General features: G+C 48.3%; 14 protein-coding genes. 6 read left to right on the top strand and 8 right to left on the bottom strand.

Going from position 1 to position 15,723, the window contains the following annotated elements; all coding sequences use genetic code 11:
• The first annotated feature begins 64 nt into the window (after window positions 1-64).
• A complete protein-coding gene (locus tag NDA01_RS19750) occupies window positions 65-388 on the top strand; it encodes an STAS domain-containing protein (protein WP_348229296.1) in 324 nt (107 codons plus the stop codon).
• 72 nt (window positions 389-460) lie between these two features.
• Here NDA01_RS19750 and NDA01_RS19745 read toward each other — a convergent pair whose 3' ends face one another.
• Window positions 461-880: a response regulator gene (locus NDA01_RS19745; protein ID WP_348229295.1), complete on the bottom strand. Its 420-nt coding sequence runs from the start codon at window positions 878-880 to the stop codon at window positions 461-463.
• Between the two features lie 1,133 nt (window positions 881-2,013).
• On the opposite strand from NDA01_RS19745, the gene NDA01_RS19740 reads away from it, so the two are divergent.
• A complete protein-coding gene (locus NDA01_RS19740; RefSeq protein ID WP_348229294.1) occupies window positions 2,014-5,382 on the top strand; it encodes an EAL domain-containing protein in 3,369 nt (1,122 codons plus the stop codon).
• Between the two features lie 99 nt (window positions 5,383-5,481).
• Window positions 5,482-8,235 (top strand): GAF domain-containing protein, encoded by a 2,754-nt coding sequence (locus NDA01_RS19735; RefSeq protein WP_348229293.1) that lies wholly within the window; start codon window positions 5,482-5,484, stop codon window positions 8,233-8,235.
• 190 nt (window positions 8,236-8,425) lie between these two features.
• Here NDA01_RS19735 and NDA01_RS19730 read toward each other — a convergent pair whose 3' ends face one another.
• Together NDA01_RS19730 and NDA01_RS19725 are read right to left on the bottom strand one after the other, a co-directional pair.
• Window positions 8,426-8,761, bottom strand: coding sequence for a DUF6009 family protein (locus NDA01_RS19730; RefSeq protein ID WP_348229292.1), 336 nt, complete (start codon window positions 8,759-8,761; stop codon window positions 8,426-8,428).
• A 64-nt stretch (window positions 8,762-8,825) separates the two neighbouring features.
• Complete coding sequence (locus tag NDA01_RS19725) at window positions 8,826-9,206, bottom strand: hypothetical protein (protein WP_348229291.1); 381 nt, start codon at window positions 9,204-9,206, stop codon at window positions 8,826-8,828.
• On the opposite strand from NDA01_RS19725, the gene NDA01_RS19720 reads away from it, so the two are divergent.
• The gene (locus tag NDA01_RS19720; protein ID WP_348229290.1) at window positions 9,205-10,857 is read left to right on the top strand and encodes an IS1182 family transposase; all 1,653 of its coding nucleotides are present in this window, start codon (window positions 9,205-9,207) and stop codon (window positions 10,855-10,857) included. The genes NDA01_RS19725 and NDA01_RS19720 overlap by 2 nt on opposite strands.
• A gap of 224 nt (window positions 10,858-11,081) precedes the next feature.
• On the opposite strand, the gene NDA01_RS19715 is transcribed toward NDA01_RS19720, so the two are convergent.
• Entirely contained in the window at window positions 11,082-11,495 is a 414-nt protein-coding gene (locus NDA01_RS19715; protein WP_348229289.1) for a hypothetical protein, read from the bottom strand.
• A 58-nt stretch (window positions 11,496-11,553) separates the two neighbouring features.
• Window positions 11,554-12,304 (bottom strand): IS1 family transposase gene (locus tag NDA01_RS31940; protein WP_431193462.1). Its coding sequence is split into 2 segments (ribosomal slippage): window positions 11,554-12,033 and window positions 12,035-12,304, totalling 750 coding nucleotides; the frame shifts between segments, so codons are not numbered across the junction.
• A gap of 230 nt (window positions 12,305-12,534) precedes the next feature.
• Between NDA01_RS31940 and NDA01_RS19700 the strand changes: the two genes are divergently transcribed.
• A complete protein-coding gene (locus tag NDA01_RS19700) occupies window positions 12,535-13,947 on the top strand; it encodes a methyl-accepting chemotaxis protein (RefSeq protein WP_348229286.1) in 1,413 nt (470 codons plus the stop codon).
• A 364-nt stretch (window positions 13,948-14,311) separates the two neighbouring features.
• Here NDA01_RS19700 and NDA01_RS19695 read toward each other — a convergent pair whose 3' ends face one another.
• Together NDA01_RS19695 and NDA01_RS19690 are read right to left on the bottom strand one after the other, a co-directional pair.
• Window positions 14,312-14,524 carry a hypothetical protein gene (locus tag NDA01_RS19695; protein WP_348229285.1) on the bottom strand — a complete coding sequence of 71 codons (213 nt, stop codon included), beginning with the start codon at window positions 14,522-14,524 and terminating at the stop codon, window positions 14,312-14,314.
• A 135-nt stretch (window positions 14,525-14,659) separates the two neighbouring features.
• A complete protein-coding gene (locus NDA01_RS19690; RefSeq protein ID WP_348229284.1) occupies window positions 14,660-14,857 on the bottom strand; it encodes a hypothetical protein in 198 nt (65 codons plus the stop codon).
• Between the two features lie 155 nt (window positions 14,858-15,012).
• On the opposite strand from NDA01_RS19690, the gene NDA01_RS19685 reads away from it, so the two are divergent.
• Complete coding sequence (locus tag NDA01_RS19685) at window positions 15,013-15,285, top strand: HNH endonuclease (protein ID WP_348229283.1); 273 nt, start codon at window positions 15,013-15,015, stop codon at window positions 15,283-15,285.
• Between the two features lie 26 nt (window positions 15,286-15,311).
• Here the strand turns inward: NDA01_RS19685 and NDA01_RS19680 are convergent, their stop codons facing one another.
• Window positions 15,312-15,509 carry a hypothetical protein gene (locus NDA01_RS19680; protein ID WP_348229282.1) on the bottom strand — a complete coding sequence of 66 codons (198 nt, stop codon included), beginning with the start codon at window positions 15,507-15,509 and terminating at the stop codon, window positions 15,312-15,314.
• Window positions 15,510-15,723: the final 214 nt, after the last annotated feature.

Below are 15,723 nucleotides of genomic sequence, written 5' to 3'. Positions count from 1 at the left end.
CAATTTTTAGGGCTTAGGACTAAAGTGCAGGGAATTGCACCTTCAACTTACCAGACAGCTCTCTATGAAATTTAACCCCGTAGTAATCTCCTATCCTCCTTCATTGCTGGTCGGTGCCGCCGCTAATCACCTTCGCGCGAAAATCCAGGATGCCCTTAAGGTAGGAATTAAGACCTTTTTGATTAACCTCCAAGCAGTGAAGTTTATGGATAGTCATGGCTTGGAAATGTTGGTCATGATTCTCAAAGATGTTCGTACTGTTGAGGGGCACCTGTTTTTATGCTCGAGTGATCAAGTCAAGATGCTTCTAGAGCTGACTAGCATAACTCGAGTTTTTTGTATCTTTGCCCATCAAGCTGAATTCCAAGAAAAAGTGCTAGGAGACTGATTTTCATGGCTGGGGAAGTTCAGCCAGCATCTAGATCAATCGTGCGCCAGGAAAAGTGGCAGTCAAAAATTCCTAATGCTTCTGAGGATGACCTAACTCAGCCACCGCATCTACGAGGTTCTGAAGCTCTACTGGTTTGTGCAGGTACTTCTGAAACCTGGCTGCTACAGACCGGGCCTTATGCTCTTGCTCTAGCCAGGTCGAATCATGAGCTGTGATAGCGATCGCAGGAATCCCGTAGATTCCTCGTTCTACCTCCAAAGCCTTCACCCGTGCCAGCAGCAACCAGCCATCAATATCAGGCAGGTGAGTATCACTGATGAGCACGTGGGGAACAAAAGAGCCTAATATGTTCAAGGCTTCAGTACCGGAAGTGGCGGCGATTACTCGTGCTCCCGCATCTTCCAGAATTAAGGTGAATACCTCAGCAATAGAAGGCTCATCTTCTACCAGCAGCACCCATAAGTCTTGGAGTGGTAAAGCTTGATTCATTCTCCTAACTCTGAGTATCGCCCCATCAAAAGTTCTTGAGCTGGTAAGAAGAGAAGCAGCAAAGGATAACTCTAGCTGGATTACAAGCGACTGGTTGAGGAAGTATCCTCTTAGGTAAGGAAATTATGTTGAATCCACATGTGCTTAGAACCTAAGATGTGGAGCTATCACTGATATGCCCAGGCGAATTAGGGTTTGACTTAAAGCTTCTGCGATCGCTGCTTGGGCTTGAGGACCGAAACTATTATACTCTCGCCCAAGCTAATAAGAGCAGCATTGTTCTACTGGAACGAGGTACTAGCTGTATACTCAAAAACCAGCTTAGAACCCCAACTTATTTACCTAGGGATGTAATAACTCAATCGTGGATAGGACCGCTTCAAATCTGAGTAGACTGGGAACCTTAACAGCTGCACTTTCAACTTTTGGTCAGACATGCGTTTTTGGCTGGCAGCATCGAGATGGTAGCTGGTGGATCAGCGTCACTGATGTTTCTGCCTTGTCAGACCCAAAGCTTTACAAAGTCACAGGAACTGATGAGAGAGTTGTATTCATTGAAATGCCGCATAATCAATAACTCAAGAAACGATTAGGGCGGCATCGATCGTTAACTATCACCAGTCTGACCGCCCCTCTTTTAGGAGCGGCGAACGTTCAGAAGTGCCTGATAAACCATCCGTACCAAGAGTCCAGGCTGTAGACAAGCGATCGCCTGGGGCTAGTGGGGGTCAGTACCCATAGTTTCAGACATACACCTTTGACCCAGATGAGTAGCGTAGGGATAACGCTGCAGGTGATTCAGGAGATATATCAGGACATCGTAGCTTACAGGCACTTTAACAGTACTTTGAGGTGTCGGAGCTGCAACTGGAGGGGGCGATCGCGATCCTCAGCTTTTAATATTTTGATGGTCGCATTGCCTTGCCCAGCTTATGAAATAGACGTCAAGCTGGCTAATTCCTGACATCAGCGGATTGAGTTGCTGCTGTTGCTTGTATCAAGAGAGTTTGAAGGATGAGCCAAATTCATGAAGTTTCCTGAGAATTTAGTAGCATAGTTTACCAACTTCCCATACTGAAGGAGAAAGCATTGCGGTGATCTGACAACTGCCAGGTCACCGGGAAGGAACGGCGATGGTCCAACAAATTTCTGAGCAGAGTTTCCAGCAAGAGCACTTGCTCTATCGGATTAGCAATCGCATTCGTCAATCCCTAGAGCTGCCAGATATTCTCTCCACAGCTGCTCAAGAAATCCGCGCCTTCCTCAACATTGACCGCGTTAAGATCTATCGCTTTGAGCCAGATGCGAGTGGAGCCGTGATTGCCGAGTCCATTGCGGACCAACGATTGCCCTCCTTGCTGGGCTTGCATTTTCCGGCTAGTGATATTCCTGAGCAGGCCCGTGACTTGTTTCTCAAAGCCAGACAACGCGTCATTGTGGATGTGACGGCTCAGCGAAAGATTCTAAGTCAACTTGACCACTCAGATACCAAGGAACCCCTAACTGTCGAAGATGTCCGTTACGCGCCCGTGGACGCTTGCCATGTCCAATACCTGATTCAAATGGGGGTCTTAGCTTCCTTAACCGTCCCCATCGTGCATCTCAATCAGCTGTGGGGGCTGTTCGCCATTCATCATACGGAGCCACGTTCTTTTTCAGAGCGGGAGATCCAGATCGTGCAACTGCTAGTGGATCAGGTCTCCATCGCCATTGCTCAGTCGAATCTATTGCAGCAAGTGCAGCAGCAAGCTCATTACGAAGTGACGGTCAATCAGATTAGCAGCTTGTTGCACAGCCCACTCAACCTGGCAGAAATTCGCCAAACTGTTTTGGCAGAAACCGTCAAAGCGTTAGGCGGTTCAGGGGGGCGGCTCTACTTAGCAGCGGAATCTGCCAATGCCGCAACCCAACTCTACACTACGGGCTCCCAACCCAGTTCTACTAGTGGTCTGGAGGAGAGTGAGTCTTGGCAAGGGTTGATGAACTGGCAAGAAACGACTAGCAGTGCCAAGCCCAGTCACGAAGAGGTGATTACTGCTTGGGAGCATGTGGGGCGATCGCTCATTCCCTCTAGCTCGATGAATCGTTGTGATTTGTCTGCCAGTGGGATTCCTTTCCCCTGTGTCCTAGACCTCTCTCAAGTGAACCAGTGGGGCAAACTGGCAGAGGCCTTTACAGACACTGCTATCCACTCTGTCTTGATTGTGCCCCTCCAGTATCATCATCAGTGTGTGGGGTGGCTGACCATCTTCCGCGATGGCTATGACACTGAAATCCTTTGGGCGGGTCGCCACAACTCAGACAAGCGCAATTCCCGGCCGCGACAGTCATTCGAGGCTTGGTGCGAAGTCAAGACGAATCAGAGCCCCCAATGGCAACCCGATGAAGTTAAATTAGCCCAGACGATTGGCATTCACGTCTACATGGCAGTGATGCAAAAGCGAGTGGAAGCGATGCTGCGGCATGAAGCCTCTCATGATCGCCTCACCCAGTTACCCAACCGTCTGCTGTTTGATGAACAACTGTCCCTAGCCCTCCTGAGGGTCCAACAGCGCGGTGAGATGCTCGCGGTTGCCTTCTTAGACTTAGACCGCTTCAAAACGGTGAACGACACCTTAGGTCATGCCGTGGGAGACCAGTTGCTAAAGCAAGTCACGCAGCGCCTACAAGCATGTTTGAGACAATGGGACATCGTAGCCCGCTGGGGCGGCGATGAATTCACCCTGCTTTTTCCCCACATTACCTATATCGAGGACATTAGCAAGATTGCTCATAGACTTTTGGAAGTCCTGACCACACCCTTCTTTATCGAAGCGCAAGAGCTTTATATCAGTGCCAGTTTAGGCATTGCCCTCTTTCCCTACGATGGGGAAGATGCAGACGTTCTCCTGAAGAATGCGGACACGGCGATGTACCGGGCAAAGCAGCAAGGACGAAACAACTGCCAGTTCTACTCACCCGAGATGAACACCAAAGCTCGGGAGCAGTTGGAGCTGGAAACAGACCTTCGTAAAGCTCTCGCCAAAGACGAATTTTTGCTGTACTACCAGCCTCAAGTTGATCTCAACACGGGTGAGATCATTAGCCTCGAAGCTCTGATTCGGTGGCAGCATCCACAGCTGGGGTTGATTCCCCCCAATCAGTTCATTCCCATTGCCGAAGAGACAGGATTGATTTGCCCGATTGGAGAGTGGGTGATGAGAACGGCTTGTGAGCAGCATCAAGCTTGGTGTGCAGCAGGGCTGCCTCCCATCCGAATTGCAGTTAATCTCTCAGCTCGACAGTTTCAGCAACGCGATTTAGTCAAAACGATCAGGCAAACCTTGCAAGCAACCCAGACAGAGCCGTGTTATCTCGAATTGGAGATTACCGAGAGCATTGCCATGCAAGATATCGAACTGACCGTGGCCGTGCTGCAAGAACTGTGGCAGATGGGCATTCAGATTGCGATGGATGACTTTGGCACGGGTTACTCTTCGTTGAACTCCATCAAACATTTCCCCTTGCACACGCTCAAAATCGACCAGTCCTTTGTCCGAGATTTGATCAGTGACCCGAGTGATGCCGCGATCGCCAAAGCGGTGATTGCGCTGGGGCAAGGGTTGCATCTCAAGGTATTAGCAGAGGGAGTAGAAACCGTCGAGCAACTTGAGTTTTTGCGATCGCTCTCGTGTCAAACAGCTCAAGGATACCTATTCAGCAAGCCGTTACCCGCTGATACGATGACTGAACTACTTCAAGCTAGCACCACCGAGCGTTTATTTGACTCATTGACTCTACCTGGGGCCGAGCCGCTGTTTTCACAGATGTTGGCAACCAGCGTCAGCTCATCCGCTGGCTCTGAGGTGGTAGAACAGCAACTAGAAAAAGTCGTGCAACAGACTCAATGCCTAGAAATCACGGTGCGAGAACAGGCCCAACAACTCCTCAAACACAAGCAAATTGAAGGAGCCCTGCAATTCCAGGTGTCGCAGGAACAGCAGGCCGCTGAGATGATGGAGCAACTGGGTCGCTTACGACGAGCTGAGGAAATTCTCGATTTGGCAGTCACTCAGACCCGCCAACTCTTGCGGGTCGATCGCCTCATCATCTATCGCTTTGAGCCAGATTGGAGTGGGGTCATTGCCGCAGAATCTGTGACAAAACCTTGGATACCCCTGCGCGGCATTCCAGTTGAAGACCGCTGTTTTCAGGAACACTATGTCCAGTACTACCAAGCGGGGCGGACCAGAGCGATTGATGATATTTACCAAAGCGTGTTGGCTCCTTGCCACATCGATCTACTCGCTCGATTTGAGGTGCGGGCCAATCTGGTCGTCCCGATTATGCAATGTGAAACCTTGTGGGGTTTGCTGATCGCTCACGAATGTAGGCAGCCCCGACACTGGCAACAAACAGAAGTTGTGCTCCTCAAACGAATTGCGATGCAACTCGGCATCATGGTTGAGCGGGCAGAACTGCACCAACAGTTACAGTTTTTTTCGGAAAATAAATCTTTGTAACTAACTTTCATCAAAAGTTTAACTAGGGAATCTTAAGTCAACAGCTCAAGCCACTTCCAGGGGGTTGCGGCCTGAGCTGAAACTGCTCGGTAATCACCAATGAACGTAAGACCTGCTGCGAAATTACGAGACCGAGTTAGTCTGGAAGGTTTGCTGCATCGAACTACCAACCGCATCCTGCAGTCGCTGGAGTTGCCTGATATTCTGGCCGCAACGGCAGCAGAAGTCTGTTCATTCCTGGAAACGGATCGGGTGATGATTTACAAGTTTCACCCCGATGGCAGCGGTCAAGTGGTAGCAGAGTCGATTCAAAACCATCGGCTCCCATCTCTCTTGGGACTCAATTTCCCGTCCGACGATATTCCTCCTCATACCCGTCGGTTATTCGTCAAAGCAAAGGTGAAATCAGTCGTTGATGTGAAAGCTCATCAAATTGGTCAAAGCTTCTTGCGCGATCCAGAGACGGGCGAAGTGGTTCCTGATGATCTGCAATATCGTACGGTTGATCCTTGTCACGTAGAATATTTGCTAGCGATGGGGGTCCAGTCCTCTGTGGTGGTACCTATTCTCCACTATGAACAGCTCTGGGGCTTGTTGGTCTCTCATCACTCAGAGTCACGCTCCATCCCTGCCTCAGAACTACAAGCAGTGCAGATGGTCGTCGATCAACTAGCAGTCGCGATCGCTCAATCATCTCTATTGATGCAAACTCGCGAAAAAGCTCATTCAGAAGCGATCGTCAATCAAATTGCCACCCTACTGCGTTCTCGCGCTCCCAAAGATTTACAAGCAGCCTTAGAAGCAGCAGTTACAGCACTACAGGGGTGTGGAGGTCGGCTCTATGTCAAACCCACTGCCTTTGAAACTCAAGATAGCGTGAGCGGACATCTAGTGAAGTTTCAGGAGACTGCAACGCAGGCAGTCAAGCTTTATGTCACGGGGACTCAGCCCGTAATGTCAGAGCAGTTTGTCCCAGAGCCCTGGGAGCAATCACGGGTGCTTCAAGATTACTTGCAATCGAACGAGCAGAATGTTTGGGCGGTCCCGGATCTCTATCAGATTCCTGAGCTCCTCCCGCTTCAGCCTTTCTTTCAACCAACGACCATTCGAAGTGTGCTTATGGTGCCGCTGGAATATGGGCAGCACTGCTTGGGCTACTTGAGTGTCTTTCGAGATGAGATTGCAACGGAAACTCTATGGGCAGGAGAGGTTGATCCAGACCAGCGACAAGAGCGGGCTCGACTCTCCTTTGCTACCTGGAAGGAAGCCAAAATAGGGCAAGCCCTTCCTTGGATGCCCAGCAACATTGAGCTGGCTCAGTCTCTATCGAGCCACTTTGCTGCCGCCATTTTGCATCATCAAATTCAGTGGCAGTTGCAAGCCATGAATGCTGGACTAGAGCAGCAAGTCCAGGAGCGTACCGCCAAGCTGCAACAGGCTGCTGAGCAGCAACAGTCTTTGCTGGAGGTCGTCACGAAAATTCGAGAATCCTTAACGTCTGAGACCATTTTTTGTACGACGACTCAAGAAGTGGGTCAATTGCTGCATGTAGAACGAGTCGCTGTCTACCGCTTTAATGCAGACTGGGGTGGAGCCTTTGTTCATGACTTTGAGGTGGTAACCCCAGAATGGCAAGGCGTTCTCAAGCTAGGGGAGAACCTAGTTTGGGATGATACCTATTTGAAAATTACTCAAGGAGGACGCTACCGCAACAATGAAACCTTCGCTGTTGATGACATTCAGCGGGCTGGGTTGTATCCTTGCCATGTTGATATCCTGAAACAATTTCAAGTTCAAGCGTTTGCGATCGCACCTATTTTTGTAGGGCAAAGCCTATGGGGATTACTCGCAGCTTATCAGCACTCGACGACTCGGCAGTGGGAACCCTCAGAAGTCCAGTTTCTGGCTCAGGCAGCCGCTCAACTAGGCATGGCTCTGCAGCAAGCAGAACTGTTGACCCAAACCCGACAACAGACAGAACAACTGTCGCAAACGTTAGAAGCGTTACGCAGAACTCAAAGTCAGCTGATTCAAACTGAAAAAATTTCGAGCCTGGGGCAACTTGTGGCGGGGATTGCTCATGAAATTAACAACCCAGTGAATTTTATTCATGGTAATCTGACCCCTGCCCGCGAGTATACCCAAGACTTACTCGACCTGATCCAGCTTTATCAACAAGAACATCCTCATCCGAGTGCTAAAGTTCAAGAACAGGCAGCCGCGATCGACCTCGACTTCATCACCGCAGATTTGCCCAAGCTCTTGGGCTCGATGAAAATCGGAGCCGACCGCATTCGTCAAATCGTTGTATCTTTGCTCAATTTCTCTCGTCTGGATCAGGCTGAGATGAAAGCAGTCGATATTCACGAAGGCATTGAAAGTACCCTCCTGATGCTGCAACACCGACTCAGGCATCAGTCAGAGCATCCAGAGATTGAGGTCATCAAACAATATTCCCCGCTACCACCGGTTGAATGTTTTCCCGGAGAACTCAACCAAGTATTCATGAATGTATTGAGTAATGCCATTGATGCGATTGAACAAGCGAGGGCGCAAACTTCAGATGCACCGGCTGGGCAAATTACCATTCAGACATTGGTTGCAGCTGATTCTCCCTATATTGCAATCCGGATCAGCGATAACGGACTAGGAATTCCGCAAGCAGTGAAAAGCCGAATTTTTGACCCGTTCTTCACAACCAAATCGGTTGGTCAGGGAACAGGGTTGGGGCTTTCCATCAGTTATCAGATTGTCGTGGATAAACACGGTGGTGTTCTCGAATGTTCATCCGAACCTGGCCAAGGAGCAGACTTTTGGATCAAAATTCCAATTAGGCAACCCCGCAAAGCCTGAAGAATGGCCGCATCCATACAGAAATAGCATTCGCTACAAAGGCGCTTAGCATCCTTGTTGATGTTTTCAAGCTCAAAAAGCGATCGCCTGTTTTCGGCTGACTAAGGCTAGACCTCACTCTCATAGGCGTTGCTAACGCAGATTTACAGAAATTGCTCGTGCGCTTCTATTGCTGATTATCGGGTTTACATTAACCTTTTACTTTGTCTGTCTTTACTCCTCTAATCCCAGGCTGAACCGTTTTAGGGTCAACTGCTTCCACTGGAAAACTCTTTTGGTAAATGCCCCGTGAGTCGTAAAAACGATCATGAGGTCTCAGAGTAAAGAGACGACGTGTATAAACACCGTGCTCAGTTTTAATTCCTAGCTTCAGGACAGAGTAGCCTACAACTGTTTGCTCATAAATTTTTGGTGGAGGACAGTAGGGCTCGGCTGTAGACCAGGTCTCCTCTCGGACATAGTCTGTATGGGTGATGTCTTGCAGCCAGACAATTTCGGATTCAGCCTCAATCCCTACCACGCGCATAGCTTGCCTACTCAATCCCCAACTGAGTTTTATCTTAAGTTCTCAAGGGCACGAGAGGGACTCGTCAATCATATCTAGCACTGATGCAAAGGGGCACTAAGAGATTTGTACCGATTTGATGCAGGGCCGTTAGGGGGAGTCTGATCCAAGCTAAAGTAAATTCAAGTTTCAAAAGGTAAGCGATCGTCCTGCTAGGTAGAAGTAGGAGCGATCGTTTTTTATAGAACCTGACCCTGGCGGTTTTGGAGGTCTGCAGCGATTTGTGTAAAAAAGGCCATTTTCCTCTAAGAGGGATAGCGACAGGATACGATGCTGTTGGCGAATCGAGCAGAGAAAAATCAATCACTAAAATCTTGTTTTGAAGAAATGCTGGATAACCCAGGTCTACCCCAAGCTTGGGAGAGAAAATCTTACCAAGACCATTTCTTGAGGAGGGTTTATCCATGTCGCTTCAACCTCAAGCTGTTCCTCCTATCCCCGAAGAAACGGCTCGTGTAGCTCGTGCTGCCTTCCCTAAAGGGAACCGCTACATACGAATGCGGGATGAACTGGGAGTCTTTTTTAGCGATCAAGATTTCGCTCAGCTGTATCCCAACTGTGGGCATGCTGCTCAAACTCCTTGGCGACTTGCCTTGATTACCGTCATGCAGTTTGCTGAGAACTTGTCGGACCGTCAAGCAGCCGATGCCGTTCACGCTCGAATCGATTGGAAATATGCCCTGTCTTTAGAGCTAACTGACATTGGATTTGACTTTTCAGTATTGAGTGAGTTTCGAGATCGACTACGAACCAGTGGCACAGAACAGCAACTATTAGAGATGTTGTTGCAGCAATTTCAACAAAAGGGATTATTGAAAGCGCATGGACGACAACGAACAGACTCAACGCATGTGATTGCGAGAGTCAGAGATCTCACCCGTTTAGAGTTGATTGGAGAAACACTCAGGCATACTCTCAATGCCATTGCTCAAGTAGAACCAGAGTGGTTACAAGCACAAGTGCCAGATGAATGGTACGACCGTTATGGCAGCCGTTTAGAAGAGTCTCAGTTTCCCAAAACACCTCCAGAGTGGGACGCATTAGCCAGCAGAATGGGGGCTGATGGCTTTCACCTACTGGATACGATTTATGCAGACCATGTCCCCGCTCATCTCAAAAACCTAGTAGCTGTAGAAACCTTACGTCAGGTGTGGCTGCAACAATTTTATGCACCGACCAGTTCAGTTCAGTTACGGACAGCCAAAGACAGCCCACCAGGAGCATTACGAATTCGGTCACCTCAAGATACTGAAGCTCGATATAGTACCAAGCGATCCACGGAGTGGACAGGATACAAAGTCCATCTCAGCGAAAGTTGTGATGAGTCGCTACCACGACTGATTACCCATGTTGAAACCACTGAAGCGACCACCGCAGATCAAGAAGCCACTCCTCGAATCCATCAAGCTCTAAAAGACAAAGAACTCCTACCTGAGCAACATATCGTTGATCAGGGGTATACCTCTGCACACTTGTTGTTGGCTAGCCAACAAAACTTTGGCATTGATTTGTTAAGCCCGGTTGCACTCACCAGTGGATGGCAAGCTAAAGCCAAAGATGGTTTTGACTTATCTCACTTTGAAATTGACTGGAAACGAAAGGTGGTGCGTTGTCCTAATCACAAACGCAGTCATTTATGGACACCCGGAAAGGATTATTATGGCAAACCCATTATTCACATTGAGTTTAAGCGTTCAGTTTGTCTCAAGTGCCCTTTGCGCTCCCAATGCACCCGTGCTAAAGATCAAGCGAGAACCTTAACGATCAAGATTCAAGAAGAATATCAAGCTTTAGAAGCGGCCCGTGTGCGGCAAACCACAAAGGAGTTCAAGCAGCAATATGCGATTCGAGCAGGGGTTGAAGGGACTATCTCTCAAGGCGTTCGCTCATTAGGTTTGCGGCAATGTCGTTACATTGGATTAAGCAAAGCTCATTTTCAGCATCTTGTTACAGCGGCTGCGATGAATTTGGTACGAGTCATAGCTTGGCTAGAAGGCACTCCCCTCGCTCGGACACGGCAATCCCACTTGGCAAGACTCGCACCAGTCATCGGATGAAAGTTGGTGATTAATTTTTCTCTGGTTGATTCGCCAACAGCATCGTATCCTGTCGCTATCCCCTAATAGCTTCTCTAGTTCAATTCCTTGTCCTAAAAGCATTGCTGTGTCACAGAAGTAACCCCGCAGTCTCCTCCTTAGGCAAGATTGCTCATCTGAGGGGGATCAGCAAGCAAGCTTTAGCAGGTCTGTAGGATGCCTAAACTGGCGAGTTCTTACTTTGTCTATTGCCGCCTTCTTAGCGATCGCCAGTATGTCACTGCTCCTATGATTACGCCTAAAAATGGTACAGCTCCAACGGCTAAAACGGCCCAGCCAGCTACGGAAGATGAAACGGGATAACTGCAACTCGCAGGTTCCTGGTTACAAAAAACTGCGACGCTAGCTACCAAGACTAGCGGTAAGAGGGTAGCAAGCCAACCCCCTAGCGTACAAGAGAGAATCAAATTTGCTTCATCATCGTTTCTAGAGTTTCCCAAGCGGTAGACTACAAAACCGAGCAAGAGGGCAAAATATAGCCCTGTCACTGCTCCAACGACTGCCGTCAAGGTCATGTAAGCCAACGATAAATCGGAAAGTACCCCCAATAAAACAGTCAGCTTGAAGCTTAGCCACTCGCTATAGATAAGTCTGTGCATCTTTCAACAGCAAGTATTGAAGATCACGCAGGTAGTGTTTTAGACATGTGGATCACAGCTAGATGGAGTATCCAAACTCGTAGCGATTGATGAATAGTCCAATGACCACATCATGTAACCAGGTGGACTTGGAAAAGCAAATGGTTTTTCGAGCCAGTCGTTTAATTCTGGTGCGTAAGGTCAGATGTTTGCTCTCAATGGTTTGAGTGTGCTCCTTGCCAACCGTATGAAACACGGGTTCAAGATGGCGTTCATAAGCTCCCCACCTGTCTGTGTAGAACTGGGTGATGCCAAACGGTGCTAACAGAGCTTTAAGTTCTAGGAAGGCTGCGTCTTTGTGATCTGCTAACACATAAGCCAACACCTCACCTGTATTGTGGTCAAGGGCATGCCACAACCAGCGTTCCTGCTTCTTTGATTGAACAAAGCTCCACATCTCGTCCAATCCAGCTTCCACATCCTTCCATTTACACAACTGCACGATGGTTTGAGTGGGTGCAATCTCGGCTAAACGGGCTTCATGGATCGCCTTTAGGTGACGAGCTTTTTTTTAATGTTTCGCTCACTGGAGTTGGGCTAATTCTGAGGACTCGTGCTGTGTCGCGAATCCCACTCCCATTGAGTGCCATATCAGTAATTTGCTGTTTGACTTCAAGCAGATGGCCTCGATAGCTATACGCTCGAATGAAGGTAGTACGACAGCAATCACGATTCCGACATTTGTAACGTGGTTTGCCTGCTCCAGAACGACCATGCTTAATCACATCATCAGTGCCACACTCTGGGCAAAGAACAGGTTCCAAAATCATAGACAAATTGATAAAAAATTACCTGCCAGATTCTCTCATTTCCACACGTCTAGAACATCACCCTCTTCTGTCAGTCCTGCTAGAGAATCGGTAAAAGCTCTCAAGTTTGTTGGGCACTGCTTAGATAAGTTGGTGGAAACACTGTTGCAACAGCACTGCTATTTATCGTTTCTCAAGAGTTGCAGAAGAGTGAATAATGCCTCTGCTCTTTTAGAAATCTCGCAAAAATCATGATTGATTTTAATCAACTCAAGCTGAGAGAGCGCATTTTGTTGGGCTATGCAGTCCCATTAGCACTGACGATCGCCACAACTGGCGTCGTTGTGGTTAATGCTAGACAAGTCATTGAGCACAATCGGAAGACCAGCCTAGGAGCCAAAATTGTTCAAGAAACTGACCGTCTGGAGACCGATCTGTACAAGCGTCAAACTCATTTGCGTGGCTATCTTCTGACCCGAAATAACGTTTTCTCACAAGCTTACGAAGCTAGCGTTCGAGAATATCAAGCCAGAATCAGTACTTTAGAACCAATCATTTCTGCTTCCGGAGACGAGCAGGTTGAACGGTTGCAACAGTTAAAAGTTTTGGGTGAACAAATTTCAGAAATTAACCGCAATCTGATTGGTTTAGTTGAAGTAGGCAAAGTCAATGAAGCTAATCAAGAGTTGGTTAAAGGCCGCATCTTACCCCTCATAGACGAAGCAGGCAGGGTACTCCAGGGATTGAATACTCAAGAGGACAAGCTGCAAGCTCAGCGACTCAAAGCCGCAGAATCTGCCATGCGCTCCTTGATGGTCACCGCTGTCCTAGGGGCGATCGCTGCAACTGTGCTAGCCATTGCCACAGGTGGCCTGATTTCATCTCGCATTACTCGTACAATTAATGAAATTGTGGCGACCGTAGCGAGCTCGTCGACCGAGATTGCCATTGCTGTAGAACAGCAGGAGAAGACCGTCTCTCAGCAAGCCATTTCTGTGAACCAAACTACAGTAGCCATGGATGAACTGAGTGTCGCTTCTCAGAAATCTGCTGAGCAAGCAGAATCCGCCGCCGCTGAAGCGCGCCAAGTGTTGAACTTAATCGCTGGTTTGGGTCAAGTAGAGCAGCAACATGGCAATAGTTTGCGAGAAAAAGTGGGGCAAATCGCCGAACGAATTTTATATTTGAGCGAGCAAACCAACCAAATTGGCACGATCTCTACCTTGGTGAGTGATTTGGCGAATCAGACCAACATGCTCGCGCTGAATGCTGCTGTCGAGGCGTCACGTGCCGGAAACCAAGGGAAAGGGTTTGCAGTCATTGCGACAGAAATCCGAAAACTGGCTGACCAAAGTCGCAAGTCAGCGGATCGCATTGGCACTCTCGTCAGCGAGATTCAAAATGCTACCCACTCTACAGTCATGGTGACGGATGAAGGCACAAAAACTGTTGAGAGCATTGTGGCTGCGGCAAACAATATTTCCTTAAGTAACCAACAGATTTCTTTGACCTCTAAGCAACAGGCGATCGCGATTCAGCAGGTTGTGGATGCCATGATGGCCATCAACCAAGGAGCGAGCCAAACAGCAAGTGGCATCGGGCAAACGAAAGTAAGCACTCGACAGTTGAGTGAAGCAGCGCTCACCCTAAAATCAGTTGTTTAGTTGTAGGTGCTGAGTTCATCAGGATGCATAGTTTGCGTTCTTTTTGCAAGATTAGTTCTTAGTAGGGCTGGGAGGACGTAGAACTGTGTTGCAAGATTAGTTCTTAGTAGGGCTTGGAGGACATAGAACTGTGTGCTTCCAGATTGAATTGCACTCTGGAGCAGCATCTGGTGATGACCTCTATGGCTGCAGATTTACTTTAGAAGTAGCCTCTTAGCCTTTCCATCCTTTGCTCTTGGGATAGTGAGCTACACGGAATTCCAAGCTTGAGCTTGCTGGCGATCGCACTGCTAAAGAAGTCCAGTTAGCAATGCGGGGTTATATTTCCCAATCCAGAGTACTGGTGTCAAAGGTCATGACAAAGCTAATCAGCCTCTATCGGTAGCCATCCCTTGACAGAGTCTTCAGCTTCAGAGCAAGTACAAGAACGGAACAGAGTTTGAATCGAACGACTTTTAAAGGCAAGTACTGTAAAGCCGTTGACTCTGGTTAGGGAAATAACGTCATCAGCGGCCTCTATGACTCGGTAGAAATGGCCTGCCTCAGAGAGCAAACATTCGCCTGCTAATACGGTCATCGCTTAACTGTTTACTAAATCAGTAAGTATATTTTTATACCTTTGCTAATTGTGGTGTAGGCTTGTGACAACAAAGTTCTATTTTCTACATACAAGTTAAGGGTTTCTTGAGCCAGCACTGCGATCGCTCAGTCATTAAAGTTTGCGGTTTAATATTGGCATGCTCCAACCCACGACGGTTAAACCTACATCCCTAGCTCTCGCCAAAGCTTCTCTTGAGGTTTCACCTTCCCGCAGTTCACACGCAATCAAGTCCGAGCCCTCACAGAATTGGTAGCCTAAGGGCAAGTCTGAAGGCGGTTGAAAACAGGTGAGAATGATTTTTTGGGCCATTCTTACAGGGCAACTGACTAGATAGGCACAGATCCTAGAGTAAAAACTTTGCAGCGTTAAAAAAACCGCTAAAGCGCTTAATCTTGATGCCTGTAAGCAATATCTCCCAAAAGCAGATTGCCTAAGTTATGGTTCTATCGAGCTAGCATGCAATATTGGCGACCATCAAGCCAACCGTCGTCAAACCATTGGTAGCTCAATCAGGGAAGTGTCAATCGTGTGGATTGTATTTTCAGTCAGAGGATCTGATGGAAGTTCACCATGTGGACGGCAACTCAACCAACTATCAGCAGAGCAATCTGGCGTTATTGCATCGACATTGCCATGACCAATTGCACCGAAGTCTGCGTGACAAGCACCGAGCGGTTGAGGAGCCGTGTGAGGCGACGAGTTTCATGCACGGTTCTGAAGACCAGCGGGGTGGGTGACTGCTCCGCTGAGTTTAACTCCATTGCTATACAAGGGCGAAGAGGCCGTGGCGAATCCCATACAAGACTCGAGCAATTAAGACTTTGTCTGATTCTTGAGCCGCTCTGGCCGTAGACAGAGTAATCAGCCATCGATACTCTGTTGCAGTCAAGCTACCACACAAGAAAATACTGCTAATCAATTCTTCTAAATCAGACGCTTGAGAAGGCACTAAAGACTGCATAGCGGCTAGGTAAACGTTGAATTGCCAACATCAGATGACGATTCCAGAATGCCTTGTGGCGGTTACATTTGGCACCGAACTATCACGGATATTTTCCCACTAGCAATTTAGTTCGCTCCATAGATTCCGATGCTAGCAGTCAAGAGAGTAATGGCATTGAGTTAAACTCAGCGGAGCAGTCACCCACCCCGCTGGTCTGCAGAACCGTGCATGA

It is taken from the genome of Trichocoleus desertorum AS-A10 (assembly GCF_039962155.1).
Taxonomy (GTDB): Bacteria; Cyanobacteriota; Cyanobacteriia; order FACHB-46; family FACHB-46; genus Trichocoleus.
This window is presented reverse-complemented; position numbering and strand designations above follow the sequence as displayed.

What these genes read in the sequence shown, in the direction of transcription:
- NDA01_RS19750 (WP_348229296.1), top strand. Translation starts at nt 65, where the DNA reads ATGAAATTTAACCCCGTAGTAATCTCCTATCCTCCTTCATTGCTGGTC.
- NDA01_RS19745 (WP_348229295.1), bottom strand. Translation starts at nt 880, where the DNA reads ATGAATCAAGCTTTACCACTCCAAGACTTATGGGTGCTGCTGGTAGAA.
- NDA01_RS19740 (WP_348229294.1), top strand. Translation starts at nt 2,014, where the DNA reads ATGGTCCAACAAATTTCTGAGCAGAGTTTCCAGCAAGAGCACTTGCTC.
- NDA01_RS19735 (WP_348229293.1), top strand. Translation starts at nt 5,482, where the DNA reads ATGAACGTAAGACCTGCTGCGAAATTACGAGACCGAGTTAGTCTGGAA.
- NDA01_RS19730 (WP_348229292.1), bottom strand. Translation starts at nt 8,761, where the DNA reads ATGCGCGTGGTAGGGATTGAGGCTGAATCCGAAATTGTCTGGCTGCAA.
- NDA01_RS19720 (WP_348229290.1), top strand. Translation starts at nt 9,205, where the DNA reads ATGTCGCTTCAACCTCAAGCTGTTCCTCCTATCCCCGAAGAAACGGCT.
- NDA01_RS19725 (WP_348229291.1), bottom strand. Translation starts at nt 9,206, where the DNA reads ATGGATAAACCCTCCTCAAGAAATGGTCTTGGTAAGATTTTCTCTCCC.
- NDA01_RS19715 (WP_348229289.1), bottom strand. Translation starts at nt 11,495, where the DNA reads ATGCACAGACTTATCTATAGCGAGTGGCTAAGCTTCAAGCTGACTGTT.
- NDA01_RS19700 (WP_348229286.1), top strand. Translation starts at nt 12,535, where the DNA reads ATGATTGATTTTAATCAACTCAAGCTGAGAGAGCGCATTTTGTTGGGC.
- NDA01_RS19695 (WP_348229285.1), bottom strand. Translation starts at nt 14,524, where the DNA reads ATGACCGTATTAGCAGGCGAATGTTTGCTCTCTGAGGCAGGCCATTTC.
- NDA01_RS19690 (WP_348229284.1), bottom strand. Translation starts at nt 14,857, where the DNA reads ATGGCCCAAAAAATCATTCTCACCTGTTTTCAACCGCCTTCAGACTTG.
- NDA01_RS19680 (WP_348229282.1), bottom strand. Translation starts at nt 15,509, where the DNA reads ATGCAGTCTTTAGTGCCTTCTCAAGCGTCTGATTTAGAAGAATTGATT.